Source organism: Polaromonas sp. P1_E12 (genome assembly GCF_056405975.1).
On sequence record NZ_JBFUBB010000001.1, the window covers coordinates 497,622 to 521,278 of the forward strand.

The following is a 23,657-nucleotide window of genomic DNA, read 5'->3' on the forward strand; positions in this document are numbered from 1 at the left end:
CGGCGAAAGCCGGGAAGCCCGCACATGCCAAGGCCGTCACACCGTGAATTGCAATGCCGCCAGCCGCGCATAAACGCCCCCGCGGTTCACCAGCTCGGCATGTGTGCCTTGCTCCACCAGCTGTCCATGGTCCAGCACCAGGATGCGGTCAGCCTGCTGCACAGTGGCCAGCCGGTGCGCAATCACCAGCGTCGTGCGGTCCTTCATGGCCGACTCCAGGGCCGCCTGCACCATGCGTTCGCTTTCGGCATCGAGCGCGCTGGTCGCTTCATCCAGCAGCAGCAGCGGGGCGTTTTTCAGCATCGCCCGGGCAATCGCAATGCGCTGGCGCTGGCCGCCGGAAAGCCGCACGCCGCGCTCCCCCAGGAAGGTGTCGTAGCCTTCGGGAAGGGCTGTGATGAACTCATGTGCGAAGGCCGCCCTGGCCGCTGCACGGGTCTCTTCATCAGTGGCTTCAGGTTTGCCGTAGCGGATGTTCTCCAGCGCGCTGGTCGAGAAGATGACAGCGTCCTGCGGCACGATGCCGATGCGCTGCCGCAAATCATGCAGCGCCATGTCGGCAGTGCGCACGCCATCCAGTTCGATGCGGCCTGAAGCCGGGTCGTAAAACCGCAGCAGCAGCTGGAACACCGTACTCTTGCCCGCGCCGCTGGGCCCCACGATGGCCACCGTTTCGCCGGGCGCCACGCTCAGGGAAAAGTTTGTCAGCGCGGCCTGCGCAGGCCGCGACGGGTAGTGAAATGTCACGGCATCAAATTTGACCGCGCTGCCGGCCCGCGTGACTTGTGCGGGAACCGGGTTGGCCGGTGATGCCACGGGTGAACGCGACGTCAGCAACTCCATCAGCCGTTCGGTGGCGCCCGCAGCCCGCAGCAGGTCGCCATAGACCTCGCCCAGCACGGCCGCCGCGCTGGCCAGGATGATCACGTACACCACGGTCTGACCCAGGTGCCCTGCCGTAATATCGCCGCGCATTACCGCCTGCGTGCCCTGGTACAGGCCCCACAGCAGCGCCGCCGACGTAGCGATGATGATGAAGGCCACCAGCACCGAGCGCGCCCTGGTGCGGCGAATCGCGGTGTTGAAGGCATTGGTCGTTGACGCATCAAAGCGCGCGGCTTCGCGGCCTTCAGCGGTGTAGCTTTGCACCACCGGAATGGCGTTAAGCACTTCGGCCGCGATCGCGCTGGAGTCTGCCACGCGGTCCTGGCTGGCGCGCGACAGCTTGCGCACACGCCGGCCAAACCAGACCGAGGGCGCGACGATCAACACCAGCACCACCAGTACCTGCACCATGAGGTAAGGGTTGGTATAGACCAGCATGCCCAGCGCGCCCACGCCCATGACTGCATTGCGCAGGCCCATGCTGAGCGAGGAGCCCACCACCGTCTGCACCAGTGTCGTGTCCCCTGTCAGGCGCGAGAGCACTTCGCCGGTTTGCGTGGTTTCAAAAAACTCGGGGCTTTGCCGCACCACATGCGCGTAGACCGCGTTGCGCAGGTCCGCCGTCACACGCTCGCCCAGCCAGCTCACCATGTAAAAGCGGCCTGCCGAAAAAAGGCCCAGCGCCGCCGCCACGCCAAACAGTTCAAAGAAATGGGTGCGCAGCGCCATCAGCTGCTGGCCCTTGTCCGCCGCGCTGAGCCCGCCGTCGATCAGGCTGCGCAGGGCCAGCGGAAACACCAGCGTGGCAACGGCCGCCATCACCAGGAAAAACATCGCCAGAACAATCCGCCCCCGGTAGGGACGCAGGAAGGGAACGAGGCCGGAAAGGGAGCGGGGCGCGCCTTTGGGCGCGTTGGAAAGGGAGGAAGTAGCCATGCGGGGAGTTTAGCCATAAAAGATGTCTGTACAAACACAGCCTTGACAATGTTTGTCTAGGCATGTATTATTCGTGTCCATGAAATCCGAATCCACCCGTCCGCCAGCGACCTCAATTCCTTCAACTCCCTTGTGCGGGTTGCCGGCCGAGTTTTATTGCGCGACCGATTACGACGCCGGACAAAGCACCGGTGCGCTGATGCGCCAGATTCTCAACAGCGTCTCCCAGCAGGTCACGCGTGAACTGGAGCCCCAGGGCCTCACCAACGCTCAGTGGGTGCCCATGCTCAAGATCTACCTCGGCAAGGCCTCCACGGTGGCAGAACTCGCCCGTGTGTGCCAGCTCGACGCCGGTTCCATGACCCGCCTGCTCGACCGGCTCGAAGCCAAGGGCTTTTGCCGCCGCATCCGCTCCAGCGAAGACAGGCGCGTGGTCAACATCGAACTGACACCCGAAGGCCGCGAAGCCGCAAAAGAAATCCCCGCGGTGCTCAGCCGTGTGCAAAACGCCCACCTGGCCGGCTTCACGGTCGATGAGTGGCAAAACCTCAAAGGCTACCTGCGCCGCATCCTTGAAACAGCGCAGACCCTTCAAGCCCTTCAAGCAGCGAATGAAAAAGATGACAAATAACAGCAACACCCTTTGCAGCGCGTCCGCTTCTGTCTCGGCTTGCGTTTCGGTGAACCAGTCCGAACACGCCGAGCCGCGCCTGCCGCTCTGGCGCGCCTCTTTCCGCATGGCCCTGGTGGCCGCCGCCAGCGTGGTGGCCGTGGGCCTGATGGCAACCGGCCTCACCGGCTGTGCCGACATGTCGGGCATCGCACCGCATTCCAGCCTGCGTGACGCGCCTTCGCTGGGCCTGGCTGCCGACACCGCCGGCCAAACGCCGGCGCAGGCGCCCATGGCCGCCGAATGGTGGCGCGAGTTTGGCGATGTGCAGCTCAACGGCCTGGTTGACCAGGCCCTGCAAACCAGCCCGACCTTGAAGCTCGCGCAGGCCCGCCTGGCGCGCGCACTGGCAGTCACCGAGGTTGCCGATGCCGCCACATTGCCGCAGGTCACCGGGCAACTGGACCTGACGCGCCAGCAATACACCGCCAATGGCGCAGTGCCCGCACCACTGGCAGGCTCCATCCGCAACAGCGGTACGGCGCAGCTCGCGGTGAGCTGGGAGCTTGATTTTTTTGGCAAGAACCGCGCCGCGCTGGATGCTGCGCTGGGCACCGCCAGTGCCGCTGAAGCAGACGCGCAGGCCGCACGCTTGCTGCTGGCCAGCAATGTGACCCGCACCTACTTTCAGCTGGTACGCCTGAACGAGCAGGTGACGGTGGCCCGCCGAACACTCGCCCAGCGTGACGAAACCCTCAAGCTGGTGCGTGACCGCGTTGACGCCGGCCTGGACACCCGCCTGGAGCTGCGCCAGAGCGAAGGCGGCCTGCCCGAAGCGCGCCTGCAGCTCGAAACCCTGCAAGAGCAGATGGCGCTCACCCGCAATGCGCTCGACGCCCTCATTGGCAAGCCAAATGGCACTGCAGCCCTTTCCCTTCCTGCGCAAGCAGCTATCAAAAATGTAGCAACCGCCACGGCCATTCCGGCCGACCTGCTGGGCCGGCGCGCCGACATTGCCGCCGCGCGGTGGCGCGTAGAGGCTTCGTCCAAAGACGTGGCCAACGCCAAAACCCAGTTCTACCCCAACGTCAACCTGGTCGCTTTTGCCGGTTTTTCCAGCATCGGCCTGGGCCGCCTGCTTGACTCGGGCAGCCAGCAGTGGGGTGTCGGGCCGGCCCTGCGCCTGCCGATTTTTGACGCCGGCCGCCTGCGCGCCAACCTGCGCGGCAAGACTGCCGACCTGGACGCCGCTGTCGAAAGCTACAACGCCGCCGTGATAGACGCGGTGCGCGATGTGGCCGACCAGGTGGCGTCATCGCAAGCCATCACGCGCCAGCAAGCCGAACAGCGCGCCGCGCAGGAAGCCGCGGAAGGCGCCTATGACATCGCTGTGCAGCGCTACAAGGCCGGACTGGGTACCTACCTCAATGTGCTGACGGCCGAAACCAGCGTGCTGGCCCAGCGTCGCCTGGCGGTAGACCTCTCGGCCCGCGCGCTTGACACACAGGTCGCGTTGATACGCGCCCTGGGCGGCGGCTACGGCAATGCCCCGGCGCAGGCGAAGCAGGCGCAAGGTGCTACAAAAACAATAGCTGCTGGCGCAAGTACTGATTGGGCTACAGCCGGTTTTAACTCTGAAAAATTGCCCGCAGCGCATTAGGCGCCGGCCCAAACGCAAGTAACGCATCGTTCCCGAATCAACCAACACCTGACACCATCATGAGCGACACAACATCTACCAACTCCCCAGCTTCCGATGCACCAGCACAGCCGCCCGCTGGAAACCCCAAACGCAAAAAGGCGCTGTCCGCGCTTGCAGCCGTGGTGGTCGTTGCTGGTCTGGGCTGGTCTGCCTATGAATACCTGGTGGCCAGCCATTACGAGTCCACCGACAACGCCTATGTGCAGGGCAACGTGATCCAGATCACCCCGCAAATTGGCGGCACCGTCATGGCCATCATGGCCGACGATACCGACTTCGTGAAAGCCGGCCAGACACTGGTGCAGCTTGACCCGGCCGATGCCAAAGTTGCGCTGGAGCAGGCCGAAGCCGCACTGGCCCAGGCCGTGCGCCAGGTGCGCACGCTCTACGCCAACAACGGCACCTTGGCGGCGCAGATCGCGCTGCGTGATGCCGATGTGGTCAAGGCGCAAAGCGACATCGCCCGCGCCAGCGACGACCTGAACCGCCGCCAATCGCTCACCGGCAACGGCGCGGTGTCCAAGGAAGAACTCAACCACGCGCAGACGCAGCTGGCCACCGCCAAGAGTGCGCTGGCTGCAGCGCAGGCCGGTGTGGTCGCCGCACGTGAGCAGCTCACCAGCAACCAGGCCCTGACCGAAGGCACCAGCGTCGAACAGCACCCCAGCGTGCAGGTGGCCGCCGCCCGGGTGCGTGAGGCCTACCTGGCCACACAGCGCGCCGCGCTGCTGGCACCCGTGGATGGCTATGTGGCCAAGCGCACGGTGCAACTCGGTCAGCGTGTGGCCGCCGGCGCGCCGATGATGTCCATCATCCCGCTCAACCAGGTCTGGGTCGACGCCAACTTCAAGGAAGTCCAGCTGCGCAACATCCGCATCGGCCAGCCCGTGACACTGGTGGCCGACTTGTACGGCAAGAAGGTGGAATACAAAGGCAAGGTGGCCGGCCTGGGCGTCGGCACCGGTGCGGCTTTCTCGCTGCTGCCCGCGCAAAACGCCACCGGCAACTGGATCAAGGTGGTGCAGCGCGTGCCGGTGCGCATTGCGCTGGACGCCAAACAGCTGGCCGAGAACCCGCTGCGCGTGGGTTTGTCGATGGACGCCGAAGTCGACGTGAGCAGCAAGGACGGCAAGACCCTGGCCGATGCCCCGCGCGACGCCGCCCTGGCACACAGCCAGACTTACGGCACGCCAGACGATGCCGCCGACAAGGATGTGCAGCGCGTCATTGCCGCCAACACCGGCAAATCCGTGAAGCTGGCCAAGCCCGCCCTCGCAGCCAGGCCGGCCTTGCCGCAGGGCGGCGCTGTTTCGCCCGCCCAGGCCGGCGCCGATGCGCAGCGCCTCGCGTTCAGCCACACGCTGTCGCTGGCTGGCAACCGCGTGGCGCCGTAAGCCACAGCCTCACAGACAACCCGCACTTCCAGACCGCGCAACCGCAGCGATTTTCCGTAGCGGTTTCCACCAGCCCCTTATTCGCAAGGCTTTCATGGCTTCCGCACCTGCTCCCGCCTCCGCCTATGTCCAGCCGCCACCGCTGACAGGCTCTGCCCGCCTGTGGGGCACGCTGGCCCTGTCGGCCGCGACTTTCATGAACGTGCTCGACACGTCCATCGCCAACGTGTCGCTGCCCGCGATTGCCGGCGACCTGGGCGTCAGCCCCAACCAGGGCACCTGGGTCATCACCAGCTTTGGCGTGGCCAATGCGATTGCCGTGCCGCTCACCGGCTGGCTGTCGCAGCGCTTCGGCCAGGTGCGGCTGTTCACCACCAGCGTCATCCTGTTTGTCATCACCTCGTGGCTGTGCGGCCTGGCGCCGAACATGACCACGCTGATTTTTCTGCGCGTGCTGCAGGGCCTGGTGGCCGGGCCCATGATCCCGCTGTCGCAGGCGCTGCTGCTGTCGAGCTACCCGAAAGCGCTGGCGGGGCTGGCCATGGCGCTCTGGTCCATGACGACGCTGATCGCGCCGGTGATGGGGCCGCTCCTGGGCGGCTGGATTACCGACAACATCTCATGGCCCTGGATTTTTTACATCAACATCCCCGTGGGCTTCGGCGCTGCCTTCATCACCTGGAGCATCTTCAGGAAGCGCGAAAGCGTCACGCGAAAGCTTCCCATCGACTCGGTGGGCCTGGCGCTGCTGGTTATCTGGGTCGGCGCGCTGCAGATCATGCTCGACAAGGGCCAGGAGCTCGACTGGTTCCACTCTGGTGAAGTCATCGCGCTCGGCATCATCGCCCTGGTCGGCCTGATCGCCTTCGTGATCTGGGAACTCACCGAAGAACACCCGGTGGTCGACCTCACGCTGTTCAAGAAGCGCAACTTCTGGGCCGGCGCGCTGGCGCTGTCGGTGGGCTACGGCCTCTTCTTCGGCAACGTGGTGCTGCTGCCGCTGTGGCTGCAGCAGTACATGGGCTACACCGCCACGCAGGCCGGCATGGTGCTGGCGCCTGTCGGCGCGTTTGCCCTGCTGTTGTCGCCCGTGGTCGGCAAGAACATCGCCAAGGTAGACCCGCGCCGCTTCGCCGCGTTTGCTTTCATGGTGTTTGCGCTGGTGCTGTGGATGCGGTCCAACTTCAACACCCAGGCCGATTTCCGCACCATCATGATCCCGACCATCATCCAGGGCGTGGCCATGGCCTTCTTTTTCATCCCGCTGGTCACCATCACGCTGTCGGGCATCTCGCCCGACAAGATTCCCGCGGCCTCCGGCCTGTCGAACTTCGTGCGCATCACCGCCGGCTCCTTCGGCACCTCGATTGCCACCACCATCTGGCAAGACCGCGCCGCCATGCACCACGCGCAGATCAGCGAATACGTGAACCAGGGCAGCACCGCCACCAACAGCGCCCTCACTGGCCTGGCCGGCGCCGGCCTCACGCCCGACCAGGCGCTGGGCACCATCAACCGCCTGGTCGACCAGCAGGCCTACATGCTGGCCGCCAACGACGTGTTCTATGTGTCCGCGCTGATCTTTCTGCTGCTGATTCCGCTGGTGTTCCTGACGCGGCACACCAAGGCGGGGGCGGGGAGTGCGGATGCCGCTGCGGGCGCGCACTGAGGCCCTTGCGTGGGGCTGGAACGAAGACGGCGCTTTGTGCGCCGCTTTTTTTTGCTATTAAATCAGTAGCTGCTTGCGCCTGTCTGCATTGGTCTGCAGGCCTGTTTCGTATCTAAAGGCCGCCCCCAAATGCTCAAAAACAAGGGGTTTTGGCGCTCCCATGCCTCGCAAAGGCCCTGCAGCCGCCTCTAAGGCGATTTTTTGACCTATTTTCAGGCATAAAACGGGCTGTAGCTCAATACGGATGTGCGCGGGCAGCTATCAAATCAATAGCATTTCAGGCGAGCAGGGCATCCAGCGGGCTGGCTGTACCGCCAGAGGCAACGTTCCACACATGGGTATAAATCATCGAGGTGCAAGGCGCAAACGGATACGTCTTCTACCTCGCGTGCTCCCATGTCGCGCGGATGTGTCATGTGGCCGTTGCGGCCATGCCATCGGACAAAAAAATGGACCCAGTACAGGTAAGTTTTCTCAGTGCCAAGGCTATAGTGCAAATACCGAAACCGGTTCCGGACCTGGTCCAGCAAGCGAGCAGACTGCAAGGGAGGATTGCGGGGTCCACGGAATTTTCATGACTCTTTGGATTTACAGAATATTTCCTTGAAACCCAGCATGCAAGCGGCTTACAGGAGGTTTTAATGTCCAGATTAGATTGCAAGCGCCAGGTTATACCGCAGGTTTTGCGGCATACATTACGTTAGAGCGCATGAAGAACATCCAGGTCATAGACGGTGCCATCAACTCGGTGTATGACATCTTCCAAGCGACGGACGAAGAGTTCTCGCTCATCTATCCGAGTGGAGAAGACGTTGCCTTTATCGATGAAGTCTACGCTCGGGGGCCGGGTGAAGAGCTCGGTGCGGCATTCGAGCGGATCTGGACACGCCGGATTCCGAAGCGAGATGCCATGGGTATTCATGGCCTATTGTTCTTCGAACTTGACGTGAAAATGAAGTACTACCCGACGAGGCGTGATGAAGAGGCGATCAATCCAAATGGCTCACCGCTCCGTTAGTATTCGCTCTAACAATTCGGCCCACGCGGACAAGCAGCATCAGGTTGCCGCTTCGCGGCTCATGCTGCGTGCCGGTGGCCTCCAACGTTATACGACATGAATCCACAGTTGCCTCTCGTTGAATTGCTGCAGGCACTCGCTCATGGTCGCTGCACGGCCGACCTCTGGGAGCGCGGGGCAGTTGCGCACTATGGCTGCGTCGACGCCGAAGCCGCGCGAGTTCAACTCGTTCGTGCGTCCATTGACGCTGGTGACTGGCATTGGTCCGCCGTTCCTACCGCGATCATCGACAAAGCAACTGCCTTGCTCGCCAGTGCAGGTCCCAGAGGTTCAGCGTGGCATCCATAACCCTTTGCTCCATCCGACCCGTGCCAGCTATGCTGGCCCGTTCGGCTGAGCGCGAACGTTAGGCTGCTATGTCGTACTGCCCGAATTGCGGTTCTATAGTCGACGTTGCTTCCCTCCGGTGCGAGAAGTGCGGCGCTGACTTCTCTGCCGATAATGGCTGGCGGCCCACTGTTTTTCGCCCTGACACAGCTATACCGGCGAGCCGAGTTCAAGTTGCCGGCGGCGTTGTGTTCGCAATAGCAATAGCTTTGGTTCTTTGGCTGGCCAGCTTCGGCAACGTGTACTTGATTACCACAATGTTCGGGGTGGGGGTAGTTGGGGTAGGAGGGGCTTTGTTCGCCTTCAGTCCTCGGCGGCGACAGCAAGCAAAGATGTCCAAGCGAAATGAGTCATAAAGTCGGCGCGCAGCCTAACAGGTCGGTCGAGACCGACGCACAACAGCTTGGCGCCGCGAGGCGCGCGGGTGATCGTGCACCTCGCGGCGCCAAGCCGTTGTGTGCGACTCACCTCCAACGTTAAGTCGCATGAAATACGCCGCGCTTTTTTTCATGCTGTTTGCGTCGGGGGCTTTCGGACAAACCGAGTGTGATCGAAACTGCGCACAATCGAAAGCGGGTTCGGAGTTCGAGAAGGTGGATGCCGAACTCAACCTCGTTTATCGGCGGTTAATGTCGTCACTATCGCAGGTTCAGAAAGATAAGCTTCGCGTCGAACAACGACTTTGGATTCATGAGGTTAGAGACGCTTCTTGCGCAAGGCGAATCGAGACAGAATGGGGAGGGTCTTGCCCAACCACTTGGTGTGTTGTTGCCGAGGAGCAGTGCCGGGTGTCTGAAACGCAGGAGCGCACGAAGCAGCTTGAACAAATGGTTGAGGGAGTAATACGATGAGCATTCGACTTAACTGGTCGCCCGACACGGACACGCAACATCAGGCCATCGCTTCGCGGCGAGCGTTGCGTGCCGGTCAACTCCGACGTTAGAACTTCTCAGGAAGCACGGTTGTGCGTTACATCATCGCTCTCGCGCCCATTCTTCTCACGGTCTCAGCTTGGGCTGTTCCGGAGGTTCCTCCGGACTTCCTGGGCGACTGGGTGCCGGCGACGCGGTCGTGCCAATCAGATCTGCGGTTTCGGGTGGAGCCATCGGCAGTCGTATTGATAAACGGCGCGCAGTCCAAGTCATTTGGGAACCTCGACTTTTGCTATTCATGCGAAGGAGGGGCCAAATACAACGGTAAGGTGGTTTGGCTGCTGCCTGAGTTTGGCGGCAAGGACGAACCGCCCTTCACGGCATATTTCAACGCAGGCGAGAAAGTAGGCGTAGTCAAACTGGACTTTCAAGACGCTGAAGTCAAGCGGTTGTTTCCCCTTCATCAAGTACCGTTGAAGCGCTGTGCCAAGAAGTTCTAACAAGTTGGTTAACCGGACACGCTCTGGTCGGCTTCGCCTCCCGGCGCGTGCCGGTTACCGCCAGCGTTAGCTTTCATGAAAGCACCGCTCAAGCGATCTGCATCCCTGACTTTCAGGGGATTCACAGCCCACCCATCTGAAGTTGAGGCTGCAGTGGGTGCCACAGCGTCGCGTGTGCTCCTGAAGGGACATCCGGTCAAGCCTGGCGTTTCTACGCTCGCTGTTCGGTCCGCCGCAGTATTTAAGCTGCCCTTTGCGCCGGACGCAGCAATGCGCGGCATGATTCCAGAACTGTTAAACCACTTCGGCGGAGTCGAACACTTGCAGAATGCTCGAGCAGTTGTTGCGCCTGAATTTCTGGAGATTGACCTCGTCATAGATGTTCGGAACTCTGAGTACTCCGAAGACGGCGCCATTGAGCTTGAGTCACTGCAAGCCTTAGTTGCACTCGGAGCAACGCTAAGCTTCAGCTTTCCAACACTGCGCGATGAAGGCTAACTGGTCAGCCCACGCGGACACGCAGCAGCAGGTTGCCGCCGCGCGACGGTTGCTGCGTGCCGGTGGCTTCCAACGTTAGATATCCACATGTCCGCTACAACGATCATTGCAATTGGGGCCATTCTGGCCGTATTGGCTTACGTCCTCATCTCGGCGAACAGAGCAGGCCAAGTGGCAGTTCCCGATTTGCGCGTTCTGTCCCAACTGAGGCAAGTTGGCTCCAAGCTGGATCAACCGCACAAGGTCGACTTTTTCTTGTATTTGCCGTCGCAAGATTCAGCAGACCGCGTGGCAAAAGACCCATCTTTCCACGGATACGACGTGCAGGTGAAGCCTGGCGCGCAAGACTCATCCGAGTGGCTTGTTCAGGCGAGCAAAACGATGGTTCCAGATTTAAAGGTCCTAGTAGAGATCCGGGAACATCTTTCAGCTTTAGCCTCGGCAAATGGAGGCGCGTACGATGGCTGGGGCGCCGAGGTGGTCCGATGACCGCAACATCTAACCCGGCACTCAAGCGGACGGCCGTATCTGCCGCCGCTTACCTGGTACGTTAGGTCGCGATGTTCACCAAACACATCTACCTTGCGGCAGCCGTCCTGGGACTCGGGTGTGCATCCGTTCACGCAGGGCAATGTAATCGGGTCCCGAAGCGGTTGGAGCAGCAACTGCCAAACGGGACTTGGCACCCGAACCGTATGGCCGAGTGGGAAGACGTAGGGCTGCTATCCTGGTATCCCAATTCAGTCTCAGTATCGGGAACGTACTTTCCTCTTTGCTTTATCGGTATTGAAAAGGCGCCAGGAATTCCGATAGCCATTGAGGAGGACGTCTCTCGGGATTCCGATCTGCTGGTTTTCTCCATTGCTCAAAGCAAGAACGAGATACCGTATCCAGGAGCAAAGTTTGTTGGGGTATCTACGTTTTCGAGCCTACGGCCTGACGGAACTTTAAAGAATTGGGTTGACGCATACTGGTGTGAGTCCCTTTCCGAATTGAAGGCGTATTCATGCAGGTATGTCAGCGTATATGAGTGCGAATCGGGGTCTTGTGATGAACAGTAGTGACGTACCTAACCAGTCAATCGAAGCGGATCGCCTTCGCTCCCGCTCAACTCCGGTAGGCGGGTCATTACCGACACCGGTCTCTTGTTCTTCGGCATTACCTTCTATGTTTTTTTGCTTGTGGTCACCATTGTCTATGCCGCATAGGCTTGATCTGTCGGACCAGAGGCGGTCGCGTTCGGCGCCTCCTGGCCTCCAACGTTATGCCTCGGGAGTGAGAAAGTGAGCGCTGAGCGATGTTCCAGCTGTGGTTCGCCGACGTCTGGAGCCTTCGTGGAATACGGGAGCTACTTTTTGCGCTGCCTGAACTGCGGAGATGATGGTCCGGCGACCAGTTGGATTTCAATCGCGCCGCAGCTTCGCGGCAGATTCAAAGCGCTGTTCGCGGAGCCTTGGCCAGATGGTGTGCTGTTCGCGGAGGGCGAGGCTTCAGAAATAGCGGAGGCTGTTGTGTACGCGGCCGCACAGGGGAAACTTGTGAGAATAGTGGCGGCAGGTGCTGATGCATAACTTGTCAATCGGCACGGACCCACAACAGCAGGCCGCGGCTTCACCGCTCATGTTGGTGGTCCGGTCATTTTTACGTTAGACGGCTATCGGAGATGAGGCGAGTAATCGGATTAATTCTGGTTGGGCTACTGCTAGCAGTGGCTCTTCTTGGCATAGTCGTCGCAACAGATGGCACGCTTGTCCATGCTCATTGGGTACGCGATGTTTTTATTGATCCCCCGTTATGGTTGCTGCAAACGGGGCTTCCGGCAGTTTCTGCTTCTTTCACAATCGAACGGGGCAGCGCCTATAGCGGGTTCGCTTTCTTTACTGCGTTCTTCATTGGTTTCTGGTGGTTGGTATGTGGTGCGCTTGTGTACGCAGTGGGGCGCCGGCCGCCTAACCCGTCTTTGCAGCGGACCGCCCCCGGCGTCCGCTGAACTCCAACGTTAGGCGTCATCGTGTCCCCCGCACTAAAGCTCGCGCTCTCCTGGTGTCTACTTGTCGGATCAATACTTCTTCTCCGAGTAGACGGCTGGTTTGGTATTGGCTTTGTGGTGGCGCTACCGCTGGTAATCCTGTATTGGTTCGACTTCGGTAGAGAGCTGCGCACCTCGCCGTCTTCCAGTCGGCTTCGCCGCATTGCTGGGCTTCTTATGGGTGTTCCTCAAGCACTGTTTGGCGTCGCCTGCGCGGCGATCGGCATCGGCATTGTTTGCTGGGTGCTCTACAACTCATTCTGGGAACGCGATCCCAACTACACAGGCGGCTTTCTTACCCTAGGCATTGGTCCAGTTCTTGTGCTGTTCGGTGCCGGCCTCGTCTTCGATGCATTCAAACGCTCCTCATCGAAAAATGACGCCTAACCCTTCCGTCGAGAGGGGCGGCCAAGGGCTAGCGCCCTTGGCCGCCCCTCATGTCAAACGTTAGACAGCTACCAAATGCAGCCTACGCACTACCCTACGGTCGGAAAATTCCGAAACGACACTAAAGTCGAGATGCGCCTGTTCTTGGAAATGATCCCGGAAGAGGTAGTTCTCTCGCCTGGCCATTCCGTTGAGTTGCTGGCGAGGCCGAGTCCGGGCCTTCTTCCCCTTACGATCGACTTGGTAGATGGCGGCCTACAGATTCACGCGCACAACGAATTCGATCCGGACTGGCATGTACGTTTCAACGGCAAGCTCATTCTTGCCGGGAACCCTACCCTGCTTAAAGACTACGAATGACATGCGCTCGCCCCGGACTTAAGATGCTGCCTAACTGGTCGTTCGTTTGGGACGGCTGCGCCGTCCCACAACTTCAGCGTTAAACCGCAACACAGTTCCGAGAAAGCAATCCTCCATATGAGCAAACCCCTCGCGTCTATTGGGCAGAGATTCACTTCCCAATTCCTGGACGATTTGGTTGCAATCGCAGCAGGCGTCATCTTCTACATTTCCGCCAAAGCCCTCGCGCTCCCCCTGGAGCTAGCATTGCTAGGCTTCTTTCTCTACGTGTTCTTGTGTGATGGATTGCCCGGTGGGCAGAGCGTGGGAAAACGGTTTACGCGCACGGCGGTGGTGCACGTCACAACTGAGGAACCTTGCCGCTACTGGCAATCCTTAGTTAGGAATTTCGCGATGATGCTTGGGGTGATTGATGCCGTCTTTATTCTTGGTAAGCAGCGGCGCCGCCTCGGCGATTATTTGGGCCGCACCAAGGTCGTTCAGCTGGAGTCCAGCGAGTGAAGCGGTTTAACTGGTCAATCGACGCGGACCCACAACAGCAGGAGGCGGCTCCACCGCTCATGTTGGTGGTCCGGTCATCGCTACGTTAAGGGCGCATGCGCTACCTACCACTCGTTCTAGTTGCAACCATGGTTCCGGCCGTTGCGGAGACCTGCGACAACGCCCGACCGATTCAATATGAGCCCAGCGTCGTAGAGGTATCGGGGAAAGTGAATTTCGCGCGTGCCCGACACCCCAATGGGACGACGATGAAGTACCCTATCATGAAGCTCGCAACGCCCGTATCTGTTAACGCAGATGGTTTGAACCCCATCAACTCCGACGAACCTTGCGTTAGCGAACTTCAACTCATCGCACAGGATCCCGCACTTCGAAAAAAATTGTATGCTGCTAGGGGAAAATCCATCGTTGCTCGCGGTACTGTGTTTCATGAGCACACTGCGTGGCACATGCGGAAGCTTGTGGTTATGGTGACGGAGGTGAAGAATGCGCCTTAACAAGTCGCTCGGCTGGGACGCGCCACAGCAGAAGGCCGCTTCGCGGCTCGTGTGGCACGCCCGGCAGCTCAAACGTTAGAGCCTTTGGCAGACACTCTCGGCTTCTTGTGTGATACCGCCAGCTCACAACTTTTTCTGTAGGAGGAATTATGAGAAATCAGATCGCCGGTGGAGGCGCAGTCTTAATTGGAATTGCTATCGTATTTGTCGTCCTGCTCAGTGACGGACCTGTACCAGTTAAACCTCTATTGGGTGGGCTTGCATTCATCGGTGTTGGAGCCTACTACCTCTTAGTGGGAAAAAAAGCCGCATCGCTGAAGGAGTTCGTAGTGGACGGAAAGATGGTGACCGATGAAGCCGACGGCAAGAAGCTCTAACTGGTCGCTCGACACGGAAACGCACCTGCGGGAGGTCGCTGTGCGGCATGTGTTGCGTTCCGGTCAGCTCCAACGTTAGGTGGCGGCTATGGCACGATCAGTCATTTCAAGCCGAAGGGGCGGGATCGTACGGCTCTTCATTGCGTCTGCCCTATTGGTCGCTTTTGGCAGCTACTTTTTTTACCTCGGCTGGGAAACGTTCATTGATGGTGAGGTGCTCATTAAAAGAAAGAACAGTAATCCGTACATGGCATATGCGCACGGGGAGAATTCAGAAGCCTTCTTCAGTTACTTTCGCGATTGGTTCTGGGGCACCGGGCTCATCGTTCTCGCGGGTGTTGCTCTTCCGATTTGTTTGGTGCTTCTTCCCTCAAAGCAAAGGAACTATTGGTTTCATTTCTTTGGAGAAACTGCGGGAGGGATACGTAGCAATCTGCCGTGGGCTTTGGCGCTCTTGGTATGCATGGCGCTGTTTGGCTTGCTGGCTGACGAAGTTAGCGATCGCGGCCTGCCGCCAACGCGGCGCACAAAGCCACCTAACCCTTCGATCGATCGGACATCTTCCAGCGTGCTACCCACGCTTCCCGGCGCCGCTCATGTCCAACGTTAGACGTCAACAATGCCACGCACTGTTCTTCGCTACGGCCTTTGGCTCCTCCACACACCGCGGGGAGCGCAGGACCCGCGCGTATTCTATGAAGACAAGCGCGGAGACTGGCCGCTTAGCCTGCAACAGCGCGCGCTCGGTGTTCGCCTGCACGCACCAGGCGTCTACGGCCGGAGCTTCGCGCGAATGGGAAACTGGAAGGGGTTTTACCTCACCGCGACCGGTGCGAGCCCGAGGCGAACGACCCGCGAACTTCTTGCAAATGCCAAGCGAAATCTCGGGCTTCGTCGCAATGCACTACACACGCTCATCGCATCGAAGACCCCAGTCAAGAGCTCCACGGGGTATGCGCTGATATCCGCGCCGAACTTGCGCTTCATTCGAAACCCTCCGTTCGGTTCGCTACTCGCGATTATCTATGCCAAGCGTGAGAATGTTGACGCCTAACCCTTCCATCGAGCGGACGTGTTCCAGCGGGCTCCGCCCGCTCCCACACGTCGCTCATGCCAAACGTTATGTTTCTTAAGAACAACTAATGGCGCTCTGGCAGTTCAAGGTTGAACTCATTCCAAGGCAGTGGCTTGACGCTGGCGGCGATGTTGCGTCACTCTTCACTGAGGAAGGTTGTGACGCCTCCATAGCTTGGTTGGGTTACTCCGATCCAAAACTCATCGAGCATCTCGGCTTGCTCTTGCCGGGCAGTAAGTCTTGGCACAATGAATGCTTATGCTGGGGTTCAGACAAGACAGAAGACATCCAGCTTTGGCGTGAGGGCACCGCCGTCTCATCACTCGCCGTTCGATTTGACCTTCGAGCTCCGAATGACGCACTCTTCGTTGCCGTCTCGCAATTGGCGCAGGACTTCGAATTAGCAATTTTGGTCCCAGGCATTCAACACGTGATCCCTTGTGACACGGAATCGCTATTGGCATACGCAAAGCAATCGGAAGCAACACGCTTCGTAAAGGACCCGCATGCATTTCTTTCTCGCATCGAAGAAACATAACAAGCCGCTCAAGAGCGACGCGCGCAAAAAATGCGCGCGCATCTTAGCGGCGGCGTTAGCCCGCACTCATCATCAATAGGAGTTCATTACCATGGGAATGGTTGGTTGCTTTGCTGCCGTATCGCCGGAGACCCTCAATCAGCTGCGCAGCGATCCCGAGGCGATCGAGGAATACCTCTACCCCAACGACGGGGAAGATGAGCCACCGTACTACATCGATGTCGACAAAGCCTGGCATGGAATCCACTACCTGCTTACCGGGCAGGCCGAAGGTGGAACGCTGCCGCTAAGTCTTGCTGTCGTCGGTGGTGAAGAATTCGGCCCAGAGGTCGGATATGGGCCCGCTCGATTTCTCACGCCGGCTCAGGTCTCTGCCGTCTCGGACGCGCTCTCGAACCTGACCTTGGAAGCATTGCGCGAGCGCTTCGATCCGCAAGACATGAAAGCCAAGGACATATACCCGGACGTGATCTGGGTGCGAGACGGAGAAGACGCTTTCGACTATTTAATGGAAGGCTACCAACAGCTTGTCGTCTTCTACCGAGACGCGGCGTCCCGAGGCGACGGGGCACTGCAATGGCTATCGTGAGGGTGCGGGCTAACCCTTCCTTCAAGCGGACCTGCCTTCGGCAGGCCCCTTAAGTCAAACGTTAAATGGCACGAACAATGGGTTTCCTGTCTAACCTCTTTCGCCGGTCGCCCACTGTGACGCTCGGGCACCCAGTGTTTGGCACTCTCACATTGGAAAGTGGGGCCAAAGGTCCTTACTGGGTGCATGAGGTGTATGAGGGTGAGGATGGCATTTCGATTTCGATCGATACGCGCGACGTAGCGGAACCCACCCAATTACAGATCGATTTCTTTCAGCGCGTCACAACCGATCTTGATAGCGTCGTTGGGCCTGTATTGTCAGAGCTCGGGGAACGCCACAAGGAAATCTACGGCGAAAACCTTCCGTCCGATTGGCGCCTGGCATTCACTCTTGCCGGCGTAGGCGTGCCATTGGACGGGGATCCAAACGCTGAGTGGGACATTGCCCTCGAGTGTCTTACTAACAACTCGAAATTTCTATACACCTGCTACTTCGAAGAAGGTAAATTGACACATATCTCTGTCGACACTTGAGGCCATGCCACTTAGCTGGTCAATCGACATGGACCCACAACCGCAGAGGGCGGTCTCGCCGCAAACGTCGTGGTCCGGTCATTTCAGACGTTAGACAACATCAGAAGCCGCCATGAGCCTGCATCCAGACTATCCAGTTGTCACGGGAACCTATCAAATGACCGATGAATGGGCGGTCGCTCTTCCTGAAACGTTTAATCGACGAATAGAAGATGGAAGCCTTGTTCTCTGGAGGGCAACACTCACCTTCTGGGTCACCATTTGGGGGAACGACAAAGGCACATCCGAAGAGGAGCGGCTAGCTTCAATTCTGGAAACAGCCAGCGATCTTCGAGGCGAGCAACAGATCGAACGCACCGGGAAGCTTATCCGGCTGACATACGAATTGCCGGAAGAAGATTACTCCCGAGAAAGGTCTTCCTATAAATCAATTTCCGGTTATGTCATCGCACCCATGGGGCATGTTCAGATCTCTGCTTACTTTGATACACCTGCCGCTCGCGCCCTCGGGTACAAGATCATTCATTCAGTGCGCAATGCTGCCTAACCCTTCCTTCATGCGGACGTGCCTCCGGCACGCCGCTTAATTCAAACGTTAGGCGCCGCAAGATGCGGCGCGTTCACTCGGAGGTTCTAAATGTCTCTCACTTTGTCTGCATCTGACTTGGCCATGCGCCTGGCAGTCGAGGACACCGTCGTTCAGATGTTCGTTGCCACCGACGAACGAGACTGGCCAGCGCTGGAAAGTTGCTTTACCAGCCCCTTTACGCTGGACATGACCTCCATGGTCGGTGGAACGCCGACCGAAATGACGCCAAACCAGGTGGCTCAGGCATGGGCTGCCGGATTCAAGCCGCTCGACCACGTTCACCATCAGATTGGCAACCTTCGAACCGAGGTCAGTGGTAATCAAGCGCTTGTCAGATGCCACGGCGTGGCCTTCCACCACCGGGGCAAAGCGATCGGCCTGAAGAGCCGCATCTTCGTGGGCACGTACGAACTGCAGTTGCTGCCGTTCCCGGACAGATGGCGTATCTCCCGGCTTGTTTTCAAGCTCAAGTTCATCGAGGGCAACCTGGAACTTGAGAAGTCGGCGTCGCTGTGAGAACGACGCCTAACCCTTCTGTCGAGCGGACGTCTTGCCCGTCACTTCGCGTCGGTCAGGACGCCGCTGCGCGCCGGTCGAAAAACTATCGCACTATTCTTTATCTCGATTCTTCCATGGCAATTGTGTGCAGCAGAAGCAAGCTTGACTCCCTGTGAAAGAGCTATCGCCGTGGCCTCCGTTCAGCCGGTAGAGAAGTTTTCAATTGAAAATGCTCCAAATAGCCTGGATGTTTTCTTTCCCGGCCCGGCTTTCCTCCTGAAGAAGGGGATTGAAAAGAATTCAATCAACGAACTTAAGGCGGCGCCAGCAAAGCAGGCCTTCAACGTGCAAGAGGAGCTTGCATCAGCCACTTTGAGTGCTTTGAAGGAAGCCACAGGAACAAATCGCAAGGGCCACGAAAATGAGCTCTAGCAGGTCCTTCGACGCGGACGCACAGATACGTCCATTCACTCCGGTCGCAACTGGCTCGTGCGCCGGTCAAGTTCAACGTTAGGCATCATGCAACAAGCACAGCTCATAGACTTCAAGAGTTTCAGCATGCGGGCAATTCTCAGGCGCTCAAAGGCCTTCTACGCACTGCGGATCGGTGGTTTCATTGTCACAACTTGTGGTGGCCTTGCTTGCATGATTTGGGGCATTGCCACCGGACAAATGACAACTGCATTTGTTGCCATGTGCCTTTGCGTTCTCATTGGTCTCGTTGCGTTTGTCTTTTCGGTTCATTCGCGTTCCTATTGCGCTGGCTGCGGGATGAAGCTTGATGTGTACTGGTGTTCCGAGGAACGGGTAGACGGCATGCACTCTGGCCACATTTATGTTTGTCGGCAATGCACTGCGTATGAGGCTCGCCTCAACGTTGAATTCGACTAGCCCAGAAGCCCTGAGGTTGCCTGGCACATTAATTCCACATACCGCATCCATCGTATGGCTAAAATTTCTCGACCGGGCAGAGCAATGTGCCAAGTGACGGCTGCCCCTTCCATCGAGAGGACTCGCCCCCGGCAAGTCGAGCCCGGCCTCTCGTGCCAAACGTTAAATAGCTCTAGATGCATCGTATCAATACGTACAACGAAGAAAACACCATTGCCCGTTCGGAGCGCGATGGTTGGACACTTGGCTACATCGGAATACCTTGGCCTGGTCCTTGGCCAAAGAAGAATGGAGACTTGTTTGTGACCGATCCAAATGGCTGGCAGGTGGGCATTTCCTGGGAGAGTTCGGGGCCGGAGATTCTGGATATCAGTGGTGCATCGGAAGGGCGTTTTGGGGGTGTTCCAGGTGAGGCTCCCTGTCGTCGTCATGTCCGAGGACGATCTCATAAGAAATTTCCATGTGGTGTTGCCACTGTTGAAGAGGCGGAGAGCACTGGTAACAGGTTTCCCGTCATGAAGCGCCAGTCGCCACTGGACATGACATTCGAGCGGGCCACCTTCGGCGCTCGCTCTCATCTACGTTGGGCTTCGCAATGATCACTGAACAAGACGCGCGGTTTATTAGAAAAATGCGTATTTTCCTGGGGCTTTTCTGGTTGGGCTTGCTCGTGATCGGTGTGGGTCTCATCGCCATGTTCACGCTTAGGCCACTTGGTGAACATATCAATATCATTACCGCTGTTGTTTGCACGGGTTTCGGTGCAATGGTCGTCGCAGGCTTGGGACGCGTTGCAAGCCGCTGTCCCAGGTGCAACGGGTTTTTCTGTGGAAAATTTGAAGACAATGGAGGCGATTCTGGCAGCGTGCTTGCTTCATCGTGCAGGCATTGCGGTTTCCGCGCAAATGGCGAGGGCTGACATGGCACTCAAATTTGCAATCGCCAGAAGCCGTGACACGACGTCGTTCCATAGCGGATCAGTGGCATCGTTGCCTAAGGTGTTCCGGACCCCGTTGAACTTTCACTTTGAGGATCGATATGTTGAGAATCGCCTTTTCCCTCTTCCTGTTCTTCAGTGCGACACAGGCTCTCGCGCAAGGTGCGCAGTCGCCAGAGCAGCTTGTCGAGTCGTACAAGACGGCTCTCGCAAAGAAAGACGTCCGGTCGTACATGGCGTTGGTGTCGTTGTCGCGCGAGCAAGACCGCGGCCCTGTGGAAGCTCAGTTTGGCGGGCGGGTGAGTGGCGGAGGTGTCATCTCGGCAAAGATAGTTCCATTTTCAACCTACGAGGCCCAATACAAACAGGCTGTTAGTCGTGGACTCACCCCGACCATAGAGCCGAAAGGTTGGTTGGTGGTCGAGTTCTCCGGCACCAAATTGCCCAGTGGCGCCACAGTAAAAGAGTCGGACATCATGATTTTCGGTCTGCGAAACGGCCGCTACTTCTTCGGATCCTGAACCTTTGTGCTCGAACTCTGGCCCTTTCCCCCATCGTGGCTGCCAGTTTTAACCCATCGCTCAAACGGACACGCCTTCGGCACACCGCTTGACTGGTTTGCTTCTCTGGGCGCAGCACACCAAGGCGGGGGCGGGGAGTGCCGATGCTGCGGCTGGCGCGCACTGAGGCTCTTGCATGGGGCTGGAACGAAGACGGCGCCTTGTGCGCCGTTTTTGTTGGCGCTATCAAATCAGTAGCTGCTTGCGCAGGCTTGCATTGGTCTGCAGGCTTGTTTCATATCAAAAAACGGCCAAAAAATATTCAAAAACAAGGGATTTTGGCGCTGCCACACTTTGCAAAGGCTCTGGCGCGACCTCCAAAGCGGTTTTTGCCTCTTTTTAGGTATTAGAACGGGCTGAAGCCCAATCGGAATGTGCGCGAGCAGCTATCAAATCAATAGCGTATCAGGCGAGCAGGGCGTCCAGCGGGCTGGCTGTGCCGCCCAGAGGCAACCTTTAGCACATGGGTGTAATTCATCGAGGTGCAAGGCGCAAACGGATACGGCTTCCACCTCTGTGCCCCCATGTCGCGCGGATGCGCCATGTGGCTGTTGCGGCCATGCCTAGCGGGAAAAAAACGAACCCAGTACAGGTAAGTTTTCCCGGCGCCGAGGCTATAGTGCAAATACCGAACCCGGTCCCGGACCTGGTCCGGCAAGCGGGCAGACTGCAAGGGAGGATTGCGGGGTTCACGGAATTTTTATGACTCTTTGGATTTAGAGAATATTTCCTTGAAATCCAGCATGCAAGCGCATTACGGGAGGTTTTAATGTCCAGATTAGATTGCAAGCGCCAGGTTATACCGCAGGTTTTGCGRCATACATTACGTTAGAGCGTGAAGTAGTGCTGTTTCAATGACCGTTGTTTGGAATTCCGTAGCACTGCTTCCAACCAAAAATACAAACTCAGCATCCGGTTCGACATGACACCAGACAATCAATTGAAACTGGCCCGACGCATGCTGGCTAGGCCCCCCGCAAGCTGTAGCTGGGATGACATGCTCAATCATGAAGACGACCTGATCTGGCACACCCAGTCGAGGCAACCGCATGTTGGGGAGCTTCGTTGTTGCGTCGACTCCATCGGGCTGACCTTAGCCTTCCTCGCATTGCCCCCCGCCGGATGGCAACAGCTTGAGGACGAGTTCGGCAAGGCAGCGGTGGCGTTTCGCTTCATGGTCCTGCCGGGCGACATTGATGTCTTTATCAAATCCCCGACTGCAGCTCGCCCGGTCCGTCTATATGACGATGGACCAGTAGTTCCTCCGGCGCCTCCGGCCGATCCGTTCGAGTCCGTGATGAAACTCATAGATGCTGCTGTGACAAAGGTGGCGGCTTCTGTTGATAGCGAGACGCGGGTGCGTCCGTTGATGAACAAGAGAGGTGTGCTTCAGCTGTTGGTCATAACCAGCACCATCGTGACTCGCGATCAATTGCATCAGCTTCCAGCGTTCCGCAAGGCGCTGGAGCGCCTGCGCGCCCAGCTGCGTACCGAGAAAATCAATTTGCACAGTGTGTCGATCGAAGCGCAGGAGGTCATCGATCGGGTCAATCACTTGATTACAGCGGAGGACATACTAAAAAAGGGGGAGGCGCCGCATTTGCGCTTCGCTCAAGGACCATGGGATGCCATTCACCAGCTGTGGCCATTTGGCAAACGCTGATTCCCGGTCCGGGACTTGCACTCGCGCCATTTCCTGGCTGGCGCGGCCTTGTTCTCGCAGAAGTCCGACGCATACTCGGCCAGAGTGCGGTCTAACCATTCGGTCAAGCGGACAGCCCCCCGTGGTACCGGATTCTGCCGCTTACCTCAAACGATAGAGGGCGCAAATGGTGGCATCCGTCGCGGTCGCGATCCTTACTTTCGTAGCAATGACGGCGCTATTCAGTGCCCTTGCACTGGCAGCGCATCAGTTTCTATTCATTGCCAAGTCGTATCGTGTACTCGGCAAAGTTGCGAGCGAATGGAGCTACCGAATGAACGGCATTCAGATGCGGTACTACAGAGTAGAATTTTGCCTGAATAATGGACAGTCAACTAACCTTAGAAGTAGCGTTACCAGTTCCTCGCGACATCCAAAGATTGGTGAGACGGTAACCGTGCTAATTCACGAAGGAAATGGCAAATTGAAGGCGAGAATCGGAACCATCACAGAGCTTTGGTTCGATGTTTTCGCTCTGTTATTCATGGGGGGCGTTGGCAGTGTCGTGATCTTGCCAATTGCGTACTTGGTATTCGTGGGCTAATCAGCCAGCGCCCTCTAACCCTTCCTTCAAGCGGACCGGCCTACGGCGGTCGGCTTAAGTCAAACGTTAGGCCTCACGATGAACACTGAACAACAGATGCGGTTCGCAATAAGGATGCGGATCTTCCTAGGTCTTTTCTGGCTAGGCTCGCTTGTGCTCGGTGCGGCCTTCATTGGCATATTCACTCTTAGGCCCCTGGACGAACACATCAGTGTTCTCACCGCTGCTGCTTGCACCGGTTTCGGTGTCATGGCCATTGGAAGCTTGGGGCGTGCGGCTAGCCGTTGCCCTCAGTGCAGCAAGCTCTTCTCCGGACATTTTGAGAATAGTGAGGGAGGTTCTGCAAGCGTGTTTGCCTCGTCCTGCAGGCATTGCGGCTTCCGTACAAATCGCTCTCAATAAGCATGGCGCCTGGATCTACCAACGTCGAAAGGCGAGCGCACGTCGTGCGGCCTAACCCTTCCATCGAGGGGAGGTGCACCATCTGGGTTCGCCAGCTGTCGCCCGCCACTCATGTCAAACGTTAGCCACCCTATGCGCAGCGTTTTGTCCATTGCTTTGCTCGTTTGGTCAATG

At 58.3% G+C, this 23,657-nt stretch carries 27 protein-coding genes; 25 read left to right on the forward strand and 2 right to left on the reverse strand.

Going from position 1 to position 23,657, the window contains the following annotated elements:
• Positions 1-36: 36 nt before the first annotated feature.
• Positions 37-1,821, reverse strand: coding sequence for an ABC transporter transmembrane domain-containing protein (locus AC1D13_RS02420; RefSeq protein WP_457279050.1), 1,785 nt, complete (start codon positions 1,819-1,821; stop codon positions 37-39).
• A gap of 79 nt (positions 1,822-1,900) precedes the next feature.
• Between AC1D13_RS02420 and AC1D13_RS02425 the strand changes: the two genes are divergently transcribed.
• The 4 genes from AC1D13_RS02425 (at position 1,901) to AC1D13_RS02440 (ending at position 7,196) form a co-directional block, all read left to right on the forward strand.
• On the forward strand, positions 1,901-2,452 hold the full coding sequence (locus AC1D13_RS02425; protein ID WP_457279049.1) for a MarR family winged helix-turn-helix transcriptional regulator: 552 nt from the start codon (positions 1,901-1,903) through the stop codon (positions 2,450-2,452).
• Between the two features lie 106 nt (positions 2,453-2,558).
• Positions 2,559-4,091, forward strand: coding sequence for an efflux transporter outer membrane subunit (locus AC1D13_RS02430; RefSeq protein ID WP_477689139.1), 1,533 nt, complete (start codon positions 2,559-2,561; stop codon positions 4,089-4,091).
• Positions 4,092-4,150: 59 nt separating this feature from the next.
• On the forward strand, positions 4,151-5,527 hold the full coding sequence (locus AC1D13_RS02435; RefSeq protein WP_477688874.1) for an EmrA/EmrK family multidrug efflux transporter periplasmic adaptor subunit: 1,377 nt from the start codon (positions 4,151-4,153) through the stop codon (positions 5,525-5,527).
• A gap of 94 nt (positions 5,528-5,621) precedes the next feature.
• On the forward strand, positions 5,622-7,196 hold the full coding sequence (locus AC1D13_RS02440) for a DHA2 family efflux MFS transporter permease subunit (RefSeq protein ID WP_457279047.1): 1,575 nt from the start codon (positions 5,622-5,624) through the stop codon (positions 7,194-7,196).
• 266 nt (positions 7,197-7,462) lie between these two features.
• Here AC1D13_RS02440 and AC1D13_RS02445 read toward each other — a convergent pair whose 3' ends face one another.
• A complete protein-coding gene (locus AC1D13_RS02445) occupies positions 7,463-7,741 on the reverse strand; it encodes a phage integrase N-terminal SAM-like domain-containing protein (protein ID WP_477688875.1) in 279 nt (92 codons plus the stop codon).
• Between the two features lie 164 nt (positions 7,742-7,905).
• Here AC1D13_RS02445 and AC1D13_RS02450 point away from each other — a divergent pair, with 164 nt between their 5' ends.
• From AC1D13_RS02450 to AC1D13_RS02550, 21 genes are all read left to right on the forward strand, one after another.
• A complete protein-coding gene (locus tag AC1D13_RS02450) occupies positions 7,906-8,214 on the forward strand; it encodes a hypothetical protein (RefSeq protein ID WP_477667736.1) in 309 nt (102 codons plus the stop codon).
• Between the two features lie 872 nt (positions 8,215-9,086).
• Positions 9,087-9,452 (forward strand): lysozyme inhibitor LprI family protein, encoded by a 366-nt coding sequence (locus tag AC1D13_RS02455; protein WP_477667734.1) that lies wholly within the window; start codon positions 9,087-9,089, stop codon positions 9,450-9,452.
• A 113-nt stretch (positions 9,453-9,565) separates the two neighbouring features.
• Positions 9,566-9,973 (forward strand): hypothetical protein, encoded by a 408-nt coding sequence (locus AC1D13_RS02460; RefSeq protein ID WP_477667733.1) that lies wholly within the window; start codon positions 9,566-9,568, stop codon positions 9,971-9,973.
• 75 nt (positions 9,974-10,048) lie between these two features.
• A complete protein-coding gene (locus tag AC1D13_RS02465; RefSeq protein WP_477667732.1) occupies positions 10,049-10,471 on the forward strand; it encodes a hypothetical protein in 423 nt (140 codons plus the stop codon).
• Positions 10,472-10,558: 87 nt separating this feature from the next.
• Positions 10,559-10,960: a ribonuclease E inhibitor RraB gene (locus AC1D13_RS02470; RefSeq protein ID WP_477667731.1), complete on the forward strand. Its 402-nt coding sequence runs from the start codon at positions 10,559-10,561 to the stop codon at positions 10,958-10,960.
• A 1,522-nt stretch (positions 10,961-12,482) separates the two neighbouring features.
• Positions 12,483-12,887, forward strand: coding sequence for a hypothetical protein (locus tag AC1D13_RS02475; RefSeq protein WP_477667730.1), 405 nt, complete (start codon positions 12,483-12,485; stop codon positions 12,885-12,887).
• Positions 12,888-13,019: 132 nt separating this feature from the next.
• Positions 13,020-13,247, forward strand: a complete 228-nt coding sequence (locus AC1D13_RS02480) for a hypothetical protein (protein ID WP_477688876.1) — start codon at positions 13,020-13,022, stop codon at positions 13,245-13,247.
• A gap of 117 nt (positions 13,248-13,364) precedes the next feature.
• Positions 13,365-13,748, forward strand: a complete 384-nt coding sequence (locus AC1D13_RS02485; protein WP_477688877.1) for an RDD family protein — start codon at positions 13,365-13,367, stop codon at positions 13,746-13,748.
• A 646-nt stretch (positions 13,749-14,394) separates the two neighbouring features.
• A complete protein-coding gene (locus tag AC1D13_RS02490; RefSeq protein ID WP_477667538.1) occupies positions 14,395-14,622 on the forward strand; it encodes a hypothetical protein in 228 nt (75 codons plus the stop codon).
• Between the two features lie 88 nt (positions 14,623-14,710).
• Positions 14,711-15,232: a hypothetical protein gene (locus AC1D13_RS02495; protein WP_477667537.1), complete on the forward strand. Its 522-nt coding sequence runs from the start codon at positions 14,711-14,713 to the stop codon at positions 15,230-15,232.
• Between the two features lie 532 nt (positions 15,233-15,764).
• Positions 15,765-16,235, forward strand: a complete 471-nt coding sequence (locus tag AC1D13_RS02500) for a hypothetical protein (RefSeq protein ID WP_477688878.1) — start codon at positions 15,765-15,767, stop codon at positions 16,233-16,235.
• Positions 16,236-16,326: 91 nt separating this feature from the next.
• Positions 16,327-16,824 (forward strand): YfbM family protein, encoded by a 498-nt coding sequence (locus AC1D13_RS02505; RefSeq protein ID WP_477667535.1) that lies wholly within the window; start codon positions 16,327-16,329, stop codon positions 16,822-16,824.
• A gap of 77 nt (positions 16,825-16,901) precedes the next feature.
• Positions 16,902-17,360: a hypothetical protein gene (locus AC1D13_RS02510; protein WP_477688879.1), complete on the forward strand. Its 459-nt coding sequence runs from the start codon at positions 16,902-16,904 to the stop codon at positions 17,358-17,360.
• Between the two features lie 112 nt (positions 17,361-17,472).
• Entirely contained in the window at positions 17,473-17,907 is a 435-nt protein-coding gene (locus AC1D13_RS02515; protein ID WP_477667533.1) for a hypothetical protein, read from the forward strand.
• A gap of 90 nt (positions 17,908-17,997) precedes the next feature.
• A complete protein-coding gene (locus AC1D13_RS02520; protein ID WP_457279035.1) occupies positions 17,998-18,465 on the forward strand; it encodes a nuclear transport factor 2 family protein in 468 nt (155 codons plus the stop codon).
• Between the two features lie 171 nt (positions 18,466-18,636).
• Entirely contained in the window at positions 18,637-18,879 is a 243-nt protein-coding gene (locus AC1D13_RS02525; protein WP_477688880.1) for a hypothetical protein, read from the forward strand.
• An 87-nt stretch (positions 18,880-18,966) separates the two neighbouring features.
• Positions 18,967-19,338 carry a hypothetical protein gene (locus AC1D13_RS02530; RefSeq protein WP_457279033.1) on the forward strand — a complete coding sequence of 124 codons (372 nt, stop codon included), beginning with the start codon at positions 18,967-18,969 and terminating at the stop codon, positions 19,336-19,338.
• Between the two features lie 176 nt (positions 19,339-19,514).
• Positions 19,515-19,937: a hypothetical protein gene (locus tag AC1D13_RS02535; RefSeq protein ID WP_477688881.1), complete on the forward strand. Its 423-nt coding sequence runs from the start codon at positions 19,515-19,517 to the stop codon at positions 19,935-19,937.
• Positions 19,934-20,257: a hypothetical protein gene (locus AC1D13_RS02540; protein WP_477688882.1), complete on the forward strand. Its 324-nt coding sequence runs from the start codon at positions 19,934-19,936 to the stop codon at positions 20,255-20,257. The genes AC1D13_RS02535 and AC1D13_RS02540 overlap by 4 nt, the downstream gene beginning before the upstream one ends.
• Before the next feature lie 119 nt (positions 20,258-20,376).
• Positions 20,377-20,796: a hypothetical protein gene (locus AC1D13_RS02545; RefSeq protein WP_457279030.1), complete on the forward strand. Its 420-nt coding sequence runs from the start codon at positions 20,377-20,379 to the stop codon at positions 20,794-20,796.
• A gap of 904 nt (positions 20,797-21,700) precedes the next feature.
• A complete protein-coding gene (locus AC1D13_RS02550; protein WP_477688883.1) occupies positions 21,701-22,498 on the forward strand; it encodes a hypothetical protein in 798 nt (265 codons plus the stop codon).
• Positions 22,499-23,657: the final 1,159 nt, after the last annotated feature.

Coding starts and splice junctions, on each gene's coding strand:
- AC1D13_RS02420 (WP_457279050.1), bottom strand. CDS start 1,821: ATGGCTACTTCCTCCCTTTCCAACGCGCCCAAAGGCGCGCCCCGCTCC.
- AC1D13_RS02425 (WP_457279049.1), top strand. CDS start 1,901: ATGAAATCCGAATCCACCCGTCCGCCAGCGACCTCAATTCCTTCAACT.
- AC1D13_RS02430 (WP_477689139.1), top strand. CDS start 2,559: ATGGCCCTGGTGGCCGCCGCCAGCGTGGTGGCCGTGGGCCTGATGGCA.
- AC1D13_RS02435 (WP_477688874.1), top strand. CDS start 4,151: ATGAGCGACACAACATCTACCAACTCCCCAGCTTCCGATGCACCAGCA.
- AC1D13_RS02440 (WP_457279047.1), top strand. CDS start 5,622: ATGGCTTCCGCACCTGCTCCCGCCTCCGCCTATGTCCAGCCGCCACCG.
- AC1D13_RS02450 (WP_477667736.1), top strand. CDS start 7,906: ATGAAGAACATCCAGGTCATAGACGGTGCCATCAACTCGGTGTATGAC.
- AC1D13_RS02455 (WP_477667734.1), top strand. CDS start 9,087: ATGAAATACGCCGCGCTTTTTTTCATGCTGTTTGCGTCGGGGGCTTTC.
- AC1D13_RS02465 (WP_477667732.1), top strand. CDS start 10,049: ATGAAAGCACCGCTCAAGCGATCTGCATCCCTGACTTTCAGGGGATTC.
- AC1D13_RS02470 (WP_477667731.1), top strand. CDS start 10,559: ATGTCCGCTACAACGATCATTGCAATTGGGGCCATTCTGGCCGTATTG.
- AC1D13_RS02480 (WP_477688876.1), top strand. CDS start 13,020: ATGCGCCTGTTCTTGGAAATGATCCCGGAAGAGGTAGTTCTCTCGCCT.
- AC1D13_RS02485 (WP_477688877.1), top strand. CDS start 13,365: ATGAGCAAACCCCTCGCGTCTATTGGGCAGAGATTCACTTCCCAATTC.
- AC1D13_RS02490 (WP_477667538.1), top strand. CDS start 14,395: ATGAGAAATCAGATCGCCGGTGGAGGCGCAGTCTTAATTGGAATTGCT.
- AC1D13_RS02495 (WP_477667537.1), top strand. CDS start 14,711: ATGGCACGATCAGTCATTTCAAGCCGAAGGGGCGGGATCGTACGGCTC.
- AC1D13_RS02500 (WP_477688878.1), top strand. CDS start 15,765: ATGGCGCTCTGGCAGTTCAAGGTTGAACTCATTCCAAGGCAGTGGCTT.
- AC1D13_RS02505 (WP_477667535.1), top strand. CDS start 16,327: ATGGGAATGGTTGGTTGCTTTGCTGCCGTATCGCCGGAGACCCTCAAT.
- AC1D13_RS02510 (WP_477688879.1), top strand. CDS start 16,902: ATGGGTTTCCTGTCTAACCTCTTTCGCCGGTCGCCCACTGTGACGCTC.
- AC1D13_RS02515 (WP_477667533.1), top strand. CDS start 17,473: ATGAGCCTGCATCCAGACTATCCAGTTGTCACGGGAACCTATCAAATG.
- AC1D13_RS02520 (WP_457279035.1), top strand. CDS start 17,998: ATGTCTCTCACTTTGTCTGCATCTGACTTGGCCATGCGCCTGGCAGTC.
- AC1D13_RS02530 (WP_457279033.1), top strand. CDS start 18,967: ATGCAACAAGCACAGCTCATAGACTTCAAGAGTTTCAGCATGCGGGCA.
- AC1D13_RS02535 (WP_477688881.1), top strand. CDS start 19,515: ATGCATCGTATCAATACGTACAACGAAGAAAACACCATTGCCCGTTCG.
- AC1D13_RS02540 (WP_477688882.1), top strand. CDS start 19,934: ATGATCACTGAACAAGACGCGCGGTTTATTAGAAAAATGCGTATTTTC.
- AC1D13_RS02545 (WP_457279030.1), top strand. CDS start 20,377: ATGTTGAGAATCGCCTTTTCCCTCTTCCTGTTCTTCAGTGCGACACAG.